General features: G+C 59.8%; 11 protein-coding genes and 2 pseudogenes. 5 read left to right on the forward strand and 8 right to left on the reverse strand.

Annotated features, from left to right (window positions below; all coding sequences use genetic code 11):
* Positions 1-89 precede the first annotated feature (89 nt).
* The 4 genes from DBIPINDM_RS21385 to DBIPINDM_RS21400 form a co-directional block, all read right to left on the reverse strand.
* The gene (locus tag DBIPINDM_RS21385) at positions 90-701 is read right to left on the reverse strand and encodes a hypothetical protein (protein WP_258589069.1); all 612 of its coding nucleotides are present in this window, start codon (positions 699-701) and stop codon (positions 90-92) included.
* Positions 702-1,577: 876 nt separating this feature from the next.
* The gene (locus DBIPINDM_RS21390; RefSeq protein WP_258589070.1) at positions 1,578-2,015 is read right to left on the reverse strand and encodes a hypothetical protein; all 438 of its coding nucleotides are present in this window, start codon (positions 2,013-2,015) and stop codon (positions 1,578-1,580) included.
* Between the two features lie 121 nt (positions 2,016-2,136).
* A complete protein-coding gene (locus DBIPINDM_RS21395; protein WP_258589071.1) occupies positions 2,137-5,307 on the reverse strand; it encodes a tetratricopeptide repeat protein in 3,171 nt (1,056 codons plus the stop codon).
* A gap of 455 nt (positions 5,308-5,762) precedes the next feature.
* A complete protein-coding gene (locus tag DBIPINDM_RS21400) occupies positions 5,763-5,918 on the reverse strand; it encodes a hypothetical protein (RefSeq protein WP_258589072.1) in 156 nt (51 codons plus the stop codon).
* 169 nt (positions 5,919-6,087) lie between these two features.
* Here DBIPINDM_RS21400 and DBIPINDM_RS21405 point away from each other — a divergent pair, with 169 nt between their 5' ends.
* Positions 6,088-6,210, forward strand: a complete 123-nt coding sequence (locus DBIPINDM_RS21405) for a hypothetical protein (protein ID WP_258589486.1) — start codon at positions 6,088-6,090, stop codon at positions 6,208-6,210.
* A gap of 75 nt (positions 6,211-6,285) precedes the next feature.
* Here DBIPINDM_RS21405 and DBIPINDM_RS21410 read toward each other — a convergent pair.
* Positions 6,286-6,733: pseudogene (locus tag DBIPINDM_RS21410) on the reverse strand (phasin).
* A 496-nt stretch (positions 6,734-7,229) separates the two neighbouring features.
* Between DBIPINDM_RS21410 and metH the strand changes: the two are divergent.
* Positions 7,230-11,028, forward strand: a pseudogene (metH, locus tag DBIPINDM_RS21415) (methionine synthase).
* A gap of 1,010 nt (positions 11,029-12,038) precedes the next feature.
* On the opposite strand, the gene DBIPINDM_RS21420 reads toward metH, so the two are convergent.
* The 3 genes from DBIPINDM_RS21420 to DBIPINDM_RS21430 form a co-directional block, all read right to left on the reverse strand.
* A complete protein-coding gene (locus DBIPINDM_RS21420) occupies positions 12,039-13,451 on the reverse strand; it encodes a Do family serine endopeptidase (protein WP_258589073.1) in 1,413 nt (470 codons plus the stop codon).
* Positions 13,452-13,479: 28 nt separating this feature from the next.
* Positions 13,480-14,070 carry a hypothetical protein gene (locus DBIPINDM_RS21425; RefSeq protein WP_258589074.1) on the reverse strand — a complete coding sequence of 197 codons (591 nt, stop codon included), beginning with the start codon at positions 14,068-14,070 and terminating at the stop codon, positions 13,480-13,482.
* Between the two features lie 220 nt (positions 14,071-14,290).
* A complete protein-coding gene (locus DBIPINDM_RS21430) occupies positions 14,291-14,440 on the reverse strand; it encodes a hypothetical protein (RefSeq protein ID WP_258589075.1) in 150 nt (49 codons plus the stop codon).
* A 278-nt stretch (positions 14,441-14,718) separates the two neighbouring features.
* Here DBIPINDM_RS21430 and DBIPINDM_RS21435 point away from each other — a divergent pair, with 278 nt between their 5' ends.
* The 3 genes from DBIPINDM_RS21435 (at position 14,719) to groL (ending at position 17,503) form a co-directional block, all read left to right on the forward strand.
* The gene (locus DBIPINDM_RS21435; protein ID WP_258585546.1) at positions 14,719-15,156 is read left to right on the forward strand and encodes a hypothetical protein; all 438 of its coding nucleotides are present in this window, start codon (positions 14,719-14,721) and stop codon (positions 15,154-15,156) included.
* 338 nt (positions 15,157-15,494) lie between these two features.
* Positions 15,495-15,809 (forward strand): co-chaperone GroES, encoded by a 315-nt coding sequence (gene groES / locus DBIPINDM_RS21440; RefSeq protein WP_258589076.1) that lies wholly within the window; start codon positions 15,495-15,497, stop codon positions 15,807-15,809.
* Positions 15,810-15,859: 50 nt separating this feature from the next.
* Positions 15,860-17,503 (forward strand): chaperonin GroEL, encoded by a 1,644-nt coding sequence (gene groL / locus DBIPINDM_RS21445; RefSeq protein ID WP_258589077.1) that lies wholly within the window; start codon positions 15,860-15,862, stop codon positions 17,501-17,503.
* The last annotated feature ends 72 nt before the right edge of the window (positions 17,504-17,575 follow it).

Genomic DNA, 17,575 nt, shown 5'->3' on the forward strand with positions numbered 1-17,575 from the left:
TTCAGTCTTCGCGATACCCCGCCCGAGCTACTGGACGCTGATATTCCCCTTGCCGAGGCGCTTCTCGGCGGCGGCGGTCAGTCTATTTGCTAATTACCAGTATGGGTCGCAACGCATTTTTTCAGTTCCTGAATAGCAGAATAAGCGTCTGAGTCGGCCCAAGGATTGAAGATTAAAGCACTTGATCCTAAATCTGCAAAAAACGTCATCCCATTCGACGGAACAAAACCCCTAACGTAGCCCTCTGACTTTATCCGTTCCACAAAATCATCTCTTTGAGGCACTTCAACGTCGATCATTTGGTTTGATACTATACCCCCCGTGTATTCCTTTGGTTGGCCTTCTGGAGAATCAGTTTTCCCTATCCAGATTACTATCCTAGTAGGGCCTGTATCGATATTGGCACTACCATTACCGAGCGAAAATCCAGACCCGAGAAACGAGTTTGGATCGTGTGTGGGAGGGGCGAATATGCCCCCCGTAAACCAAATCGAAAATTGACCATCCGGGGCCGCTGAAATGCTGATCTGACTCGTCAACGGATTATCTGGCTTTGGACCTGTTAGCGTGCACTGTGAGAAGCGACCGTCAAATGCCACCACCTCACCGGTCCATTTGCCCATGGAGAACTGATCGATTGTTTCGGGCGCCGCTGGCGATGAAGCCAGCGTCATTAGCAACAACAGCAGTTTTGAACGCATAACACTTTAAGGAGGCAGGTTTGTCTACTGTTGTCAACGGTCCTCGTCCGTTTGAAAATGCGGAAGGCGTTGATCCTCTTAATGCCATCTAAAGTCGTTGATCACCGGTGAAAATGCACAGTTGGTGAAATAGCCAGAGCAAGTATGCGCGTTGCGCAACTCGTGAAAAACATCCAAAACCCGTTTGCGACGGTTGCATTGTCGAAGCCCGTAAACTAAGTCCCGTGCTCACTCGTCGCGGGTCCGATTGCCAGCGCGAAGCAGTTTTCTTACAGAACTCGGAAGCGCTCGCAGGACAGATACTACGCGGCGCATCGATGCTCCGTTAGAAACTACCTTTCCGACCGACATTGCCCATGTCCCGCTCCCGGGCGCTGGAGCCCCGCTCGAGTCATATGTCTGCGCATAGTGATACGTCACTCGGACTCGCTGGCTGCCGGCCCAGAATAACACGTCGGCGCCGATCACCTCGATCTTGTCAATTGGCTCCCTCAATTCATCGCAGGCGCATTCAATCGCATTATGCAGTATACGAGCGCGTTCATACTTCGGTGCCATCATTTTTTCGACCCTCTACTGCCGACCGCGCAGCCATCGGGTTTGTCGGTCTATCATGAAGCCAGCTCTTTCGGGCTTGCGTTTGATAGGGCCATTTCAATACATCATGTCGTCGGTCATCGGTAGTCCTTCCGGTCAAGGTTCGATATCCAAGAGGTGGGTTGTGAAGACGACCCTGGTAGAAGCCAGCGCTCAAACCTTCGTTCTTCAACTTGGCCAAAATCGCAGCTTCGGGCTGACTGGGTCAGCGAGGTAGGACACAAGCTGCGGGTTCTTAGGCATGTGGATCAGATCGGCGAGATCGGCAAGGCGTGGCGATTACTCGGTAATGATATGGAAGCCACCTTTTTCGTTCGGCGTCAGGGTCCAATAAGTTGTCATATCGACATCCTGAACCTGCCCGCCCCCGACTTCCTCAATGATTTGCTGAAGCGGTTTGGCGGCGACATGGAGCGAACCGGAGCAGCGGATTTTGTCGCCGCTCACGCTCTCGACATTGACATTGTTTATTGAAGCAATCTCGAAAATTTCAACGGTCGTCAGGTCTCGGGCGTTAGGGCTGACCGTTTTGCCCTTCAATACCTGCCATGCTTGTTTCATCGCGTAATCGGCAACGTCTTCTGAAGTGAACTTACAGGCCGCGAGCGGGTTTGTGACGGCAACAACCTTTGTCGTAGCGAACAGAGCGGCACAGAGCGTGACCGCAACAGCGATCCCTGTGGTGACAGTGGGTTCGCGTATAATGGAATTAGCCACTTTTCGCTCCCGTTGCTTTAGTGCCGATGACATAAAATTCATTGGACTTGAAAGGAAGGTACCACCAAGCCCTCAGTGCACGAAATGCCCGATGTGCGATGGAAATCCGCTCCCGCAATCTTCAACGGTTGTCATCTGAGAGGCCATAGCGGGCGCGCAGCGCCGCCGCTTGGTCGGCGCGATCGACAGCATCAAGCGCATCCGCAGCCGGGCGAGCGGAGTCCCGCGTCCACGGGTGATTTTCTCCGAGCGTTTTTTCATGGGCCCCAAGAGCAGCCTCGCAAAGCACAAGCGCTTCGGTCGACTCGCCGCTGGCCAGGAGCAGGCGCGCAAAATTATGACGCACGCGATTCATGTTGGGGTGCTCGGCACCAAGCGCCTTCTCCAAAATCGTCAGCGCGCGCACGTAAAGCGGCCGCGCGCCGGCGAGGTCGCCCTGGGCCTGAAGCAGGCGCGCGAGGTTGTTGAGGCTCGCCGCCATATCGGGATGTTCGGGGCCGAGCGCCTTTTCCGTGATCGCCAACGCGCGTTCATGTAGCGGACGCGCACCGTCGAAATCCCCCCGGGCCCGAAGCAGTTGCGCCAGGTTGTCGAGGCTCGTCGCCGTATCGGGATGTTCGGGGCCGAGCGCCTTTTCCTTGATCGCCAGCGCACGCTCGTAAAGCGGTTGCGCGCCGGCGAGGTCGCCCTGGGCCTGAAGCAGGGACCCGAGGTTGTTGAGGCCCGTCGCTGTATCGGGATGCGCAGCGCCGAGCGCCTTCTCCCTGATCGCCAACGCGCGCTCATGGAGCGGCCGGGCGCCGGCGAGGTCACCCTGGGCCTGAAGCAGGAGAGCAAGGTTGTTGAGGCTAGCCGCCGTGTCGGGATGGTCAGGACCAAGCGCCTTCTCCATAATCATTAGCGCGCGTTCTTGGAGCGGACGCGCACCGTCGAGATCCCCCTGGGTCTGGAGCAGGGAGGCGAGGTTGTTGAGGTCCGTCGCCGTATCGGGATGGTCGGAGCCGAGCGCCTTTTCCTCGATCGCCAGCGCACGCTCGTAAAGCGGCCGCGCGCCGGCGAGGTCGCCCTGGTTCTGAAGCAGGGAAGCGAGGTTGTTGAGGCTCGTCGCCGTATCGGGATGTTCGGGCCCGAGCGCCTTCTCCCTGATCGCCAGCGCCTTCTCAAAGAGCGGCCGCGCGCCGGCGAGATCGCCCTGGGCCTGAAGTAGACGCGCGAAGCTGCCGAGGCTCGTCGCCTTACCGGGATGTTCGGGGCCGAGCCCCTTCTCCCTGATCGCCAACGCGCGTTCATAAAGCGGCCGCGCGCCGGCGAGGTCGCCCTGGGCCTGAAGCAGGACAGCCAGGTTGTTGAGGCTCGACGCCGTATCGGGATGTTCGGGGCCGAGCGCCTTCTCCCTGATCGCCAGCGCGCGCTCATGGAGCGGCCGCGCGCCGGCGAGGTCGCCCTGGGCCTTAAGCAGGACTGCAAGGTTGTTGAGGCTCGTCGCTGTGTGGGGATGCTTAGGGCCGAGCGCTTTCTCCTTGATCGCCAGCGCCTTCTCAAAGAGCGGCCGCGCGCCAGCGAGGTCGCCCTGTTCGTGAAGCGCGTCAGCGAGGTGGTCGAGGCTCGTCGCCGTATCGGGATGCTCGGGGCCGAGCGAAGACTCGACGTCCTCCAAGGTCTCGCGCCATAGTTGGGCCACGCTGGAATATCGGCCTGCTTCGGATACGATGTCGGACGCAGTGTCTAGCCACGCCACATAGCCGTCAATGCCTTTAGCACGGCGGAGGAAGGCAGCCTCTGTCAGCGCCGCGACCGTTGCATCCGTGACGTCGCTGGGGACGTTCACCTTGATTCGCGCCGAGTAGTGCGCGAACAGTGCGTCAATCGATGTGCTTCGGCGCTCAGGATCAAGTGTTTCGCGAATGGTCTGGGCGACCACATTGTGGATCGTGAAGAAGCCGTCGTCGCCTCGGGTTACAAATGAGAGGTCGGCGATACGAGCGAAACTATCCAATGGCAGGCCGGTCCCAAAAGTTTCCACGACGTGTCTGAACGCCGCTCGGTCAAAGCGCCGCGCAACGGACAGTCGCTCGATGGTTGTCTGCAATGGCGAACCATATTCGCGCAGCACCCGCGCCACGATCTCTCGTCGGCGTCCCTCAAAGGTTGGTGCGGAGACTGCGAAGCGATCGGGTGTCAGCGCTTCCTTCTTCGCCACCAGCGTCCGCCAGTGCTCGACCAGAAGATCGAGCATCAGCGGATAGACTGGCGCGTCCGGCCTCGGTTCCTCCCGCGCGCCGTCGATGATGGCCCGCCGAATCTCCGCGGCCTCGATGGGGATCGCGCTCAGGAATTGCTCTGCGTCCCTGGTGGCCAACCCACCAAGCAGGTGCTGGGTGTCTTTCAGATCATCCCGCCAATCGGGATCATTCTCCCAAGGCAGGCGCTCGCGCGAGAAGAAGACCGCGAGAAGACCATTGGTGTCTCTGATCAGGGTACGGACGTGACTATCGAACAGGTTCTCAGTCCAGCGCGCGCCGGCCCCGGCTTCATCGAACACGCGCTCGTATTCGTCGACGAAGAGAACAAAACGGTCTTGCGGATTGGCTGCGAGATGATGATTCAGGCCTTGCGCCAGAATCCACGGCAGCAGCGCCGACAACTCGTAAGGCTTTTTCAGTTCGCCGCCCCGATAGAGTTCCTTCAGTTCGTGACGATGGCGTTGCAGATAGGCCTGTTTGCTCTTCTCGATGACCCAGCCGCCGACGCGTGGCAACAGTCCCAAGCCAGGGACATGATGGATCACCTCGGCGATCACCGCGCTGGCGACCGGGACGTCCGCCAGCCAATGCCTCAGTTCCAGCGCCACGTCCTCAAGCGACACGTCTCCGGCTGCTGTGACTCGTCTGAGCCAGGGCTTTGTGAGTTTTGGAAACGGCTGCTCGCCGCGCGTTTCCTCCCACATTAAGGCCAGGGCGAGATCGAAGGCAGCCAGGTTCACGCCCGCCTCGGCGAAGCCATTTCTGATCCACACCAGTAGAAGATCGGGATCGTCCTTCTGGCGACCATGAAGGTCGAGTTCAGCTCGCCGTAGAAAGGCGTAGCTCGGCTCGACCGCCGGATCGCTCCTGCGCCAAAGCTCCTGGCAGAGGGCAGTTTTGCCTTGGCCTCCGATGCCGTAAAATACCCGGACGATGGAGCGGTCGGCAGGAATGGTGAAGGCCGCTTTCTCAAAGACTTGCTGCGGCAGCTTGCGGTCGACGAAAATCCTGTTGGCGGCGGGGAACGCGTGGGGGCGAAGTGGCGGCATCCCGGCACCTGAGCTGGTCAGCGAACAGAGAAGGAAATACCACACGAGCGATGCTGCCGCCAGTCAGGGGCAGCGCTCGAATCTGGTCAGCCGGTCGCCGTGACGAGGCCGGCCATGCTGACTCGCTTCACCGGCAGCGCGGAGACCAAAGCTCGCCCGGTAGAGACGGTTCCGTTCCGTCGCATCGGTACAAGTTGCTGCTGCACCATGGTGGTAAGGGCGATGTCGTCCGCGTGCTGCCAGACACTACCGCAATTATCATCGATTACAATTGGAAACCGCCTCCTAAGAAAGAACGTCCTCCGCTGCCACGCTTCGCAGAGGTTGCGAAAAACACAAAGTTTGGTGGGTGGGCGGAGAGGATCGGCACTGCCTACGACAATGACGCCGACGACGATGATGACGATTTAGAGGACGCAGTATGGGCGTCTCCAAGATCCGTCGGCCGAGTGCGCCTAGATCTCGCCGAATTCCTCTTCGTTGCTTGCCGTTGGGCGTCTCTCATAATCGACGGGCGGCAAGAGCATAACTTCCGCTTCGGCGCGGCCATATTCTCGACCAATCTGGAATGCCACGTAGAGCGCGCCGATGCGGATGAGGAATCTAAGCATAATGGTTCTCCTGCACGGAGAAACCCACGCGGACGGCAGATTGTTCCATAGGCTGGAACCATGCACATCAAATGCTCGTTCATCTGACTGGTATGCAGGAGGAGAACGAAGAAGTGGCTGTCAAAAAACGAGCGACACCAGCCGCGTGGTGAAGGGCCAGGAGTTGGAAGTGCAACACCTGACCGAAACTACCGACTTGTCACCCAATCAGGCGCGCGCGCTGCTCCGTAAGCACGGCAACGATTGGGCGAAGATCAAGGACGAAGCCGAGAACTACAAGGCCGAAAGCTAACGCACCCAGACGGGGTATGTAGAGGTACGGCAAATCATGTGCGGCCAGCGGCCAAGGCTCCGCCCCAAGAAAAAGTTAGGCGACTTTGAGTTCGAAGGCGGACTTGATCGGCTTGGATACGTCCTCGACGGCTTTGGTCGTGACGGCTTGGAGTTCCTTGGCCTGCTCGACGGCCATTTCAACCTGCTTGCGGACGAAGGCGGTCTGCAGTTCAACGAATTCGGAAGGTGACTTAACGGCAATTAGGGCTTCAAAGTGCGAGAAGGCTGCGTCAGCATTGGCCCGCAGAACGGCAATTGTCTTAAGCGACAGATCAGTGGAAGCGGTCTTGGCGGTCTCGTAGGTCGACTCCAGAGCCTTCTGGGTCTCCTCGGCGCCGGTCTTCAGCTTGGTATAGGCTTCCTTTGACTGCTCGACGCCCTTTTCGGCAAACGCGTTCACATACTCCATGGCCTTAGAGGGGGTCCAAGGTGGGGCTTACGTTCTCGAGAAATTCAGCACTCTTTTCCGTGGTCTTGGACATTTTCCATCCTTTTCAGAGGCGGCGGCTTTGACAAAAAGCCGTCTCGTTCATTTAGGGCATTACCTTACGGAAACTTGTGTGCAATGCAACATCTTTGTTGCGCTGCACCAAAGATCAACACGCTCGCTCCGAAGCCGAATGCTCCTGCGCAGTTCATCGTAGCGAGATCCACCTAGGCGTCGTGTTCGCTCGCCTAGGTGGTTCGAGTCGGAAGACCGCTACATCGCGAGACCGCTATCGAAGAAGCGTTCTTCTGCTACCGGAGGCGTGTCAATCGGCATGGGGTCTCCGCGCCGATCGGCACGATAAGCCATTGCAATCTCAGTGGCGGGTGGGGTCACGCTATGGCGCCTGTTCACACTACGCGGTTAGTTTGACGCTTGCAGTCATGACCTGAGAGCTTTTCGGCCCGCCAAACAACATATGTTGACATAAAGATGTCTTTATGTAACTTAATACTGATCGTGTCGTATCGAGAGAATGAAGAGCGTCGCTTATGTCGTCGGTCGATGAACTCTTCGGGCCGGTAGCAGCCAAGCCGGACGGTTCTGCGATCCTTGCCGCCCTCCAGGCCGCGGCACGCGTGCGTATCCTGATACTTGACGGTGCGATGGGCACCCAGATCCAAGGTCTGGGCTTCCAGGAGGTTCATTTCCGTGGGGACCGGTTCGTCGGCTGCGCTTGCCATCAGCAGGGCAACAACGATCTGCTCATACTGACTCAGCCAAAGGCCATCGAGGACATTCACTACGCCTACGCCAAGGCTGGCGCGGACATCATCGAAACGAACACCTTCTCCTCCACGCGTATCGCGCAATCCGACTACGGCATGGAAGAGATGGTCTACGAGCTCAATCGCGACGGTGCGCGGCTGGTGCGCCGTGCGGCGATCCGCGCACAGCAGGAGGATGGTAAGCGCCGTTTCGTCGCCGGTGCTCTCGGCCCGACCAACCGGACCGCCTCGATCTCGCCGGATGTGAACAATCCCGGCTTTCGCGCTGTCACCTTCGATGGCCTGCGCCTTGCCTATGGCGAGCAGTTGCGTGGGCTGGTCGACGGGGGCGCCGACATCATCCTGATCGAGACGATCTTCGACACGCTCAATGCCAAGGCGGCGATCTTTGCTGCGGAGGAGATCTTCGCCGAAAAGGGCATCTGGCTCCCGGTGATGGTCTCCGCCACAATCACGGATCTTTCCGGCCGCACGCTGTCCGGCCAGACGCCAACCGCCTTCTGGCATTCGGTGCGCCATGCCAAGCCATTCACGATCGGGCTGAACTGCGCGCTCGGCGCCGCTGCGATGCGTCCGCATCTGGCCGAGCTTTCGGGCGTTGCCGACACCTTCATCTGCGCCTATCCGAATGCAGGCCTGCCGAACGCCTTCGGCCGGTATGACGAGAGCCCGGATTTCATGGCTGCGCAGGTCGAGGAATTTGCGCGCGAAGGCCTCGTCAATGTCGCCGGCGGCTGCTGCGGCTCAACACCGGAGCACATCCGCGCCATCGCCGATGCGGTGGGCAAGCATGGCCCGCGCGCACTGCCTGATCGCAAGCCGTTGATGCAGCTTTCCGGCTTGGAGCCGTTCACGCTGACCAAGGATATTCCCTTCGTGAATGTCGGCGAGCGCACCAATGTCACGGGCTCGGCGAAGTTCAGGAAGCTGATCACCGCCGGCGACTACGCCGCCGCCCTAGACGTTGCGCGCGACCAGGTGGCGAATGGCGCGCAGGTCATCGATGTCAACATGGACGAGGGCCTGATCGACTCGAAGAAGGCGATGGTCGAGTATCTGAACCTCATTGCCGCCGAGCCGGACATCGCCCGTGTGCCCGTCATGATCGACAGTTCCAAATGGGAGGTGATCGAGGCAGGGCTCAAATGTGTGCAGGGCAAGCCGATCGTCAATTCGATTTCCATGAAAGAAGGCGAGGAGGCTTTCCTGCACCACGCCAAACTCTGCCGCATGTATGGCGCGGCGGTTGTCGTGATGGCATTCGACGAGCAAGGCCAGGCGGACATCAAGGCACGCAAGGTCGAGATCTGCAGGCGTGCCCACAAGCTGCTTACGGAGCAGGCAGGCTTCGCGCCCGAGGACATCATCTTCGATCCGAATGTCTTTGCGGTGGCCACCGGCATCGATGAGCATGACAACTACGGCGTCGACTTCATCGAGGCGACCGGCGAGATCACCTCGACGCTGCAGCATGTGCATATTTCTGGCGGCGTATCCAACCTCTCCTTCTCGTTCCGCGGCAACGAGCCGGTGCGCGAGGCCATGCATGCGGTGTTTCTCTACCATGCCATCCAGCGCGGCATGGATCTGGGCATCGTCAATGCCGGCCAGCTCGCTGTCTACGACACGATCGAGTCGGAGCTGCGTGAGGCGTGCGAGGACGTCGTCCTCAACCGCAAACCGAAGGCCGGCGGCACAGCGACAGAGCGCATGCTGGGAGATCGCCGAGCGCTTCAAGGGAACGGCCGGCAAGGAAGCCAAGGAGCGCGACCTCGCCTGGCGGCACCGTCCGGTCGAGCAGCGCATTAGCCATGCGCTGGTCAATGGCATCACCGAGTTCATCGACGCCGACACCGACGAGGCGCGCTTGAAGGCGGAACGTCCGCTGCATGTCATTGAAGGCCCGTTGATGGCGGGCATGAATGTCGTGGGCGACCTGTTCGGCGCCGGAAAAATGTTCCTGCCGCAGGTGGTGAAATCCGCGCGCGTCATGAAACAGGCTGTGGCAGGCCTGCTGCCGTACATGGAGGCGGAGAAGCTGGCCAACGCCGCCAACGGCATCGACAATGGCGAGCGCAAGACCGCCGGCAAGATCCTGATGGCGACGGTCAAGGGCGATGTCCACGACATCGGCAAGAACATTGTCGGTGTCGTTCTCGCCTGCAACAACTACGAGATCATCGATCTCGGCGTTATGGTTCCGGCGACGAAGATCCTGCAGACGGCGAAAGACGAGAAGGTCGACATCATCGGACTGTCGGGCCTCATCACGCCCTCGCTTGACGAGATGGTGCATATGGCATCGGAAATGGAACGCGAAGGATTCGAAATCCCGCTGCTGATCGGCGGGGCGACCACCAGCCGCGTTCATACGGCGGTCAAGATCCACCCGAGCTACGCCAGAGGCCAGACCGTCCATGTCAACGACGCCAGCCGTGCGGTCGGCGTGGTGTCGGCCTTACTGTCGAAGGACGCGAAGGATGGTTATGTCGAGACCGTGCGCGCCGAGTACAAGAAGGTGGCGGAAGCGCATCACCGTTCGGAAGCCGACAAGCTGCGGCTGCCTTTGGCCAAGGCCCGCGCCAATGCCCACAAGATCGATTGGGTGGACTACAAGCCCCCGGCGCCGTCATTCCTGGGCGCGAAGGTCTTCGAGACCTGGGACTTGACGGAGCTTGCCCGATACATCGACTGGACGCCGTTCTTCCAGACCTGGGAACTGAAAGGCCGCTATCCGAAGATCCTCGAGGACGAGAAACAGGGGCCTGCGGCCAGGCAGCTCTTCGAAGACGCCCAAGCGATGCTGAAGAAGATCATCGACGAGAAATGGTTTGCGCCAAGAGCCGCGATCGGCTTCTGGCCGGCCAATGCGATCGGCGACGACATCAGGCTCTTCACCGACGATGGTCGCGTGCAAGAACTCGCGACGTTTTTCACGCTGCGCCAGCAGCTCTCCAAGCGTGACGGTAAGCCGAATGTCGCGCTCTCGGACTTCGTCGCGCCGGTCGAGAGCGGCAAGGCAGATTATCTCGGCGGATTCGTCGTGACGGCGGGCACAGAGCAAGTGGCGATCGCGGAACGCTTCGAGCGAGCTGACGACGACTACAATTCCATCCTGGTCAAGGCGCTTGCGGACCGCTTCGCCGAAGCCTTTGCGGAGTGCCTGCACGAGAAAGTGCGCAAGGAGTTCTGGGGTTATGCGCCTGGCGAGAACCTGTCCCCGGACGATCTGATTGGCGAACCATATCAGGGTATCCGCCCAGCGCCAGGGTATCCCGCGCAGCCCGATCACACCGAAAAGGTTACGCTGTTCCGGCTGCTCGATGCCGAACGGAACGCCGGTGTCAGCCTGACCGAGAGCATGGCGATGTGGCCGGGCTCATCCGTCTCGGGAATCTATCTATCGCATCCGGAAAGCTATTATTTCGGCGTCGCCAAGGTCGAGCGCGACCAGGTTGAGGACTATGCCGCACGCAAGGGCATGGATGCGGCCGAAGTGGAGCGCTGGCTCGGGCCGATCCTCAACTACATCCCTACTGCCTTTGCGAAGGCAGCTGAATAGCTGCACTGCGGACTCACGTGCCCGGCGTGAATGGCCGGACGCATCCTCGTCCTTATCGCCTGTGTCGTCGGCATTCGCGTCATGGACCTGCCGCCATACGCGCAGCGGTTCTATGAGATCGGCACCGCCGGACTCGTCGGCGATCCGGGCTGCCGCAGCACGAGCGCTCATACCGCTTATTGCTGCGAGATAGGACGGAGTGAGTCTCCAGCGGCGTTGCTACAAACGCCTTCCGCGCGCTGGCGTCTATCGCGACCCGGCGCGGTCTTGCCTATCGCGCGGCCGCGCTGGGCGAGCACGGTGCAATGGCCGAGGCCCTTCTCTTCGCCACACCCGACCAGTTGCCGGCGCGCGACTGGCCGGTGTCGCTGCTCGGTTCGCGCCAGCCGCGTACTATGACCGACCGCTGTGCCCTTCGGTCTGGCCGATCGCCGGTGCCCGTGCCCTCGGCCCCGTGATAGGCCACAAGGCCCGATCTCGTTGCTCAATCACGATGGCGCCGCCAGCCCGCCATCGTGAGAAAGCCGGGAAACTCTACCTTCCGGCGGTCCAGAGAATGGTATCGGAGCAATGAAACTCTGGACTCTCCATTGAACTGGCGGGAACAAGGGTCTCAGGTCAAATTCGCAACCCGCATATGCGCCGCCGCACTGTTGGAGCGCATTGCCATCCTCTCCCCATCCAATGCGGCGATGAAGGCTTTTCGTCGGCTGGTTCCCCGGCAGCTGACGATCGGAGTTGTCAGGCAAGACGAAAGCGCTGCCGAATCTGAGAGATAGAGGCTCTGAATAGACAGGCGATTGAAAGGCGGCCACTTAGTGGTGGTGGCCTTCCGGCCCAACCATCTAAACAGCAGTTCCTGCGGCCTGTTCACCGCAAGACCAACGTCGCTTCGAACTCGAGAGGCTCGGTGGGAGCTGCATCGCGCTCGTAGCGATGGTGATTGCCGACGGCGGGCCGGAGGCGAAGCGTCTCCGTCCCGCCAGGTCGGTCGATAGTCCCGGTAATCGCTAATTCCTCGTTGCCGTCAAGACGCTGCCTGCACGTTCTAGCGTTATGCGAGAGGACTTGAATGGCGTAGTACGGAACGTGAGTAGGTCGTCGACAGTACGCACTGGCCGACCGTCGATGTCTCGGATGATGTCACCCTCTCGAAGCCCGAGACGGTATGCCCCAGCCCCTATCCGCACCTCTAGGACGACGACACCTGAAATGCCGCTGTCAGCACCAATCTCGTCGGCGAATGCGGGCGACAGGCTCGCGACCCTCGCGCCACGCAGCGGACTGAGGTTCGGCATCCAGCTTTCGTTGCGGGCCGGTTCATTGGGGGGCAATTGCAAAGAGACGGCAATCTTGTGGAACTCTCCGTCGCGCTCCAACGTCAATTGTACCGTGCTGCCGGCCGCCCGAGTGGCAATTCGATAACGCAGCGCCTGCGGATCATCCACCGGAAATTCGTCGATGGCGAGGATTACGTCACCGGGTTGGAGACCCGCGCTATCGGCGGGGCCGCCCTTGAAGACATCTGTCACCAGGACACCATGCAGCGAGGATAAGCCCAACAACTCAGCTATCTGCGGCACAACGGTGCGGCTCGAGAGGCCGATCCACGGCCGGACGAGAGTTTGGCCTTTCACGGCACCGTCGACCATTACGCGCGCCATGTTGCTGGGGATTGCGAAACCCAACCCCTGCGACCCCCCAGAGGTTGAGAAGATAGCGGTGTTGATGCCCACAAGTGTTCCGTCCATGGCGATCAGGGCACCGCCGGAATTGCCGGGATTGATAGCAGCGTCGGTCTGGATGAAGAAACGAAAATCGCCGACACCGAATGAAGTGCGCGCCGTAGCTGAGACGATTCCGCTCGTCACGGTTTGGCCAAGTCCAAACGGATTGCCGATCGCTATCACCCGATCGCCGGCCTTGAGACGATCAGAGTCGCCGAACGCGATAGATGGCAACGCCGCGCCGCCAGCCTCGATCTGCAAGACAGCCAAATCGGTGCGCTGGTCGGAAACCAACACCCTCGCCGAGTAAACCTGACCGCCTGGCAACGCGACAAGTATTCCGCTGGCCGCTTCGATCACGTGATAGTTGGTGACGACGACACCGTTGGCAGCGACGATGACGCCAGAGCCAAGCGAGCTTTCAAAACGGTCCTGCCCATAACCAAACAGCAGAGTATCCCTGAACAGGCGCCAGAATGCGGAGCCATCGAGATAACGGGTCGCTGAACGGTTGCGAATGACTTTTTGGGCAAAAATATTGACGACCGACGGAGCGGTCTTTTCGACGAGCGGCGCCAAAGATTGGCTGGGTAGCGGAGCAGGCGGCACATCTTCCGCGGCAGTAACTGGCGCAAGAAGTGTCGCGCCGATTAGCGCCGTCATCCCGATTGCCATGGCGATGCTGCGGAACTGCATGAGTAGCGTTCCCCTTCCCCGGTCATTCTCATTGCCACGGAAAGTAAACGGGCAAGAGGATCGCGGCGACGACGATCCAGAACAAGATTACGGAATAATAGGCTGCACTCTTGAAATGGCCGGTGATCCTCCGGTCGGCGGGAAAATCCTGATCCTTGAATTGGCTATGGATCTGCTCCCACAGGTCAGTCGCCGATTCAGCATGGAGATGCTCGCATTTTTCGATAAAAGAACGCTCGGTGTTGCCACGTGGCCGGCTGCGCAAGTAGTCGCGATAGAAATCGTAACCCAGGCTTAATTCAAGAAAGATGATGCGCGGATACAGAAACACGACACCGCGGTCGATGGTTAATACTACCCGGTATGCGAACCACACGATCATCGAAGCGACAAGGGCGGCGGCAATCAGCAAGGGTCTGCTCGCCAAATCGAGGCTAAGAAGCAGCATCAACCAAAAATATCCGTGCGCTACTACATGACCGAAAGCGTACCACACATTATAAGAGCGGATAGTAGCAAGGCGCTGGTCGTGAATAACCTTATATTCAAGCTCGCGACTGCTAGATGCAAGGGGCTCCTGCCCCAACTGCCTTGTGGTTTTGACTTTGGCAGTGTCCATTGGGAAGCTCCCAATATCCTCCGTCAAGATTATACATCTTAGTTCCAACTTACCTTACTGGCAAGCTTTCCGCCGAAACCGCCGCAAGACGGCGACCGCATATAAAACATGGAACACGGGCTCCTCAGGTCAGCACCAAAATCTGAGCCCAGTCCAGGCACGGTACTGCCTCGCGGTCGAATACCAGCGAGAGATGATTTCTTCCGAGCCTGCTGGCTAGCTAAGCCCGCGTTCCGTTGATTTTCAGTGCCTGAGCCAGTTTCACGTTCTGCTCTGTTGCCGCCAGGATATCCGGCTGCTTGTCGGTCTTCAGGCGCGATGCGTCGAGGCCAATTTCCGCCGAGATCCTGAGAACGATCACCTCGTTCACTCTGCTCTTGGCGGATCACATTCTTCCCCAGCAGAAGGCCCCTAAGCGGATAGTCGTCACCGCCTCTGATCGCGATGAGAGCGGCGACCTCAGCCTATCTACGGGCCAGCAGAGCAGCAGACCGAGGACCGGGCGATCTTTGCGAAGCCTCCACATCTGCGTGAACGAAGCCCTCCAGGCATCATCGTGATTGGACTTCACGATCCGTTGGAGTCACGCTGGCTGCAGGCATAAGAAGGATATGGGTGGACCAACTATCGTCCGAATAGGAGGCCAACATGAAGCACCAAACGATCGAGCAACTGCAGATGGTCGCCGAGATCGATCAGGACTACCTGCGCCAGGCCATGTCGCGCAGCGAACGTCTTGAACGCTGGGCGGAGCTCCTTGAACGGAACCCTGACCGGCGCCTCTCGACGCTGCCTCAGACCGAGTATCAGCCGGTTAGAGCACGCGTGGCCATGCGCGGCGACGGCTCGCCGATCTCAGTCGCTTTCGAGGATCCTGTCCTGCGCGCCGCCGGGTTGGAAAACGACAACTACGGCGAAGCGAAGCGGTTCTTCGAACTGACCGACAGGCAATTGCATGAGATCATCTGCTATTGTCATTTCGGCGCGACGGTGAGCGCCGCAACGGCCGCCCGTCACATCCGTGCGGCGATTGCCGGGAAACAGCCCGGCATGTTCGCTCGGATGCGTGAGGCGTTCGTCGGATAAAGCCGGCGCCGTTTCGCAGCATCATTTTTGAAGCGGCTCGCATGGAAAGCCGCAGCCGAGCGCAGGCAAGCGCTCCCCACGCGGGAAGGCTGCGTTCCATTAGGGATGGTGCGGTCATGACTATCCAAGGTCCTTTTCGAGAGCGGCGTCGAGGTCTGCTGGGCTGAGTTGCACCATCTGTTGCGCCGAACTCTGCAGGGCGATTGCCGGCCGGTGAATGAACGCGCCGACGCGTCGCCAGGCAAGCCTGGAAAATTTGGCACTCCTATCATTCGAGTGCCAAAGGGGCTATGTTAAGTGGTGCAGTCGCTCTATGTGCGGCGGCAGAAAGAACCCCAATGAAATTCCGACCACTCCACGACCGCGTCGTCATTCGGCGCGCTGAAGGCGACAACAAATCCAAGGGCGGAATCATCATTCCCGACACCGCCAAGGAAAAGCCTCAGGAAGGCGAAGTGATCGCCGTCGGCCCGGGCTCGCGTGATGAGAGCGGCAAGCTGATCCCGCTCGACGTCAAGGCCGGCGATCTCATCCTGTTCGGCAAATGGTCCGGCACGGAGGTCAAGATCGACGGCGAGGATCTCCTGATCATGAAGGAGAGCGACATTATGGGCATCGTCGAGAAGACCAAAGCGGCCAAGAAAGCCGCCTGACCGGGCGATTTGCGCTCTCCTAATTTCTAGACTGAACTGGACGTAAAATCATGTCTGCCAAGGAAATCAAATTCGCTACCGATGCCCGCGACCGGATGCTGCGCGGTGTCGAGATCCTCAACAATGCCGTGAAGGTGACGCTCGGCCCCAAAGGCCGCAATGTCATCATTGACAAGGCCTATGGCGCGCCGCGCATCACCAAGGACGGGGTCGCCGTCGCTAAGGAAATCGAGCTTGCCGACAAGTTCGAGAACATGGGCGCGCAAATGGTGCGCGAAGTGGCCTCGAAGACCAACGACCTTGCCGGTGACGGCACCACCACCGCCACGGTGCTGGCCGCTTCCATCCTGCGCGAGGGCACCAAATTCGTTGCCGCAGGCATGAACCCGATGGACCTCAAGCGCGGCATCGATCTTGCTGTGGCTGCCGTGGTGAAGGACGTTCAAGCCCGGGCCAGGAAAGTCAAATCTTCGGACGAGATCGCCCAGGTTGGCACGATCGCCGCCAATGGCGATGCGTCGGTCGGCGCAATGATCGCCAAGGCGATGAACAAGGTCGGCAATGACGGCGTCATCACCGTCGAGGAAGCCAAGACCGCCGACACCGAGCTCGATGTCGTCGAAGGCATGCAATTCGACCGTGGCTATCTTTCTCCCTATTTCGTCACCAATGCCGACAAGATGCGCGCGGAGCTGGAGGATCCCTACATCCTCATTCACGAGAAGAAACTCGGAAATCTGCAGGCGATGCTGCCGATCCTTGAAGCCGTGGTGCAAAGCGGCAAGCCGCTGCTAATCATCTCCGAGGACGTCGAAGGCGAAGCGCTGGCGACCCTTGTGGTCAACAAGCTGCGCGGCGGCCTGAAGGTCGCGGCCGTCAAGGCGCCGGGCTTCGGCGACCGTCGCAAGGCCATGCTGGAAGACATTGCGGTGCTCACCGCCGGCCAGATGATTTCCGAGGATCTCGGCATCAAGCTGGAGAACGTCACCATCGACATGCTCGGCCGCGCCAAGCGCGTGCTGATCGAAAAGGACACGACCACGATCATCGACGGCGCTGGTGAAAAGACCGGCATTTCAGCGCGCATCCAGCAGATCAAGTTGCAGATCGAGGAAACGACCTCGGATTACGACAAGGAGAAACTCCAGGAGCGGCTGGCGAAGCTGGCTGGCGGCGTTGCCGTCATTCGCGTCGGCGGCGCGACCGAGACGGAAGTCAAAGAAAAGAAGGACCGCATCGACGACGCGCTGAACGCCACGCGTGCGGCGGTGGAAGAAGGCATCGTGCCCGGCGGCGGCGTCGCACTGCTGCGCGCCAGGTCGGCGCTTAACGGGCTGACGGGAGCCAATGCCGATGTGACGGCCGGCATTTCGATCGTGCTGAGGGCGCTCGAGGCGCCGATCCGCCAGATCGCAGAGAATTCCGGTGTCGAAGGCTCGATCGTCGTTGGGAAACTCATGGACAGCAAGGATCACAATCAAGGTTTCGATGCTCAGACCGAACTCTACGTCGACATGATCAAGGCCGGTATCGTCGACCCCGCCAAGGTCGTTCGGACGGCCCTGCAGGATGCCGGCTCGATCGCCGCGCTCCTGATCACCGCTGAAGCAATGATCGCGGACATTCCGCAGAAGGATGCGCCCGCTATGGGTGGCGCAGGAGGTATGGGCGGAATGGGCGGAATGGACTACTGAGCGGCGCCTGAAACTATAGCCAGAACGACGGAAGGCCAGCGACGCGGGCACATGCGAGCCGATATCTCGGCG

This window comes from Mesorhizobium sp. AR02 (genome assembly GCF_024746835.1).
Lineage (GTDB): Bacteria > Pseudomonadota > Alphaproteobacteria > Rhizobiales > Rhizobiaceae > Mesorhizobium.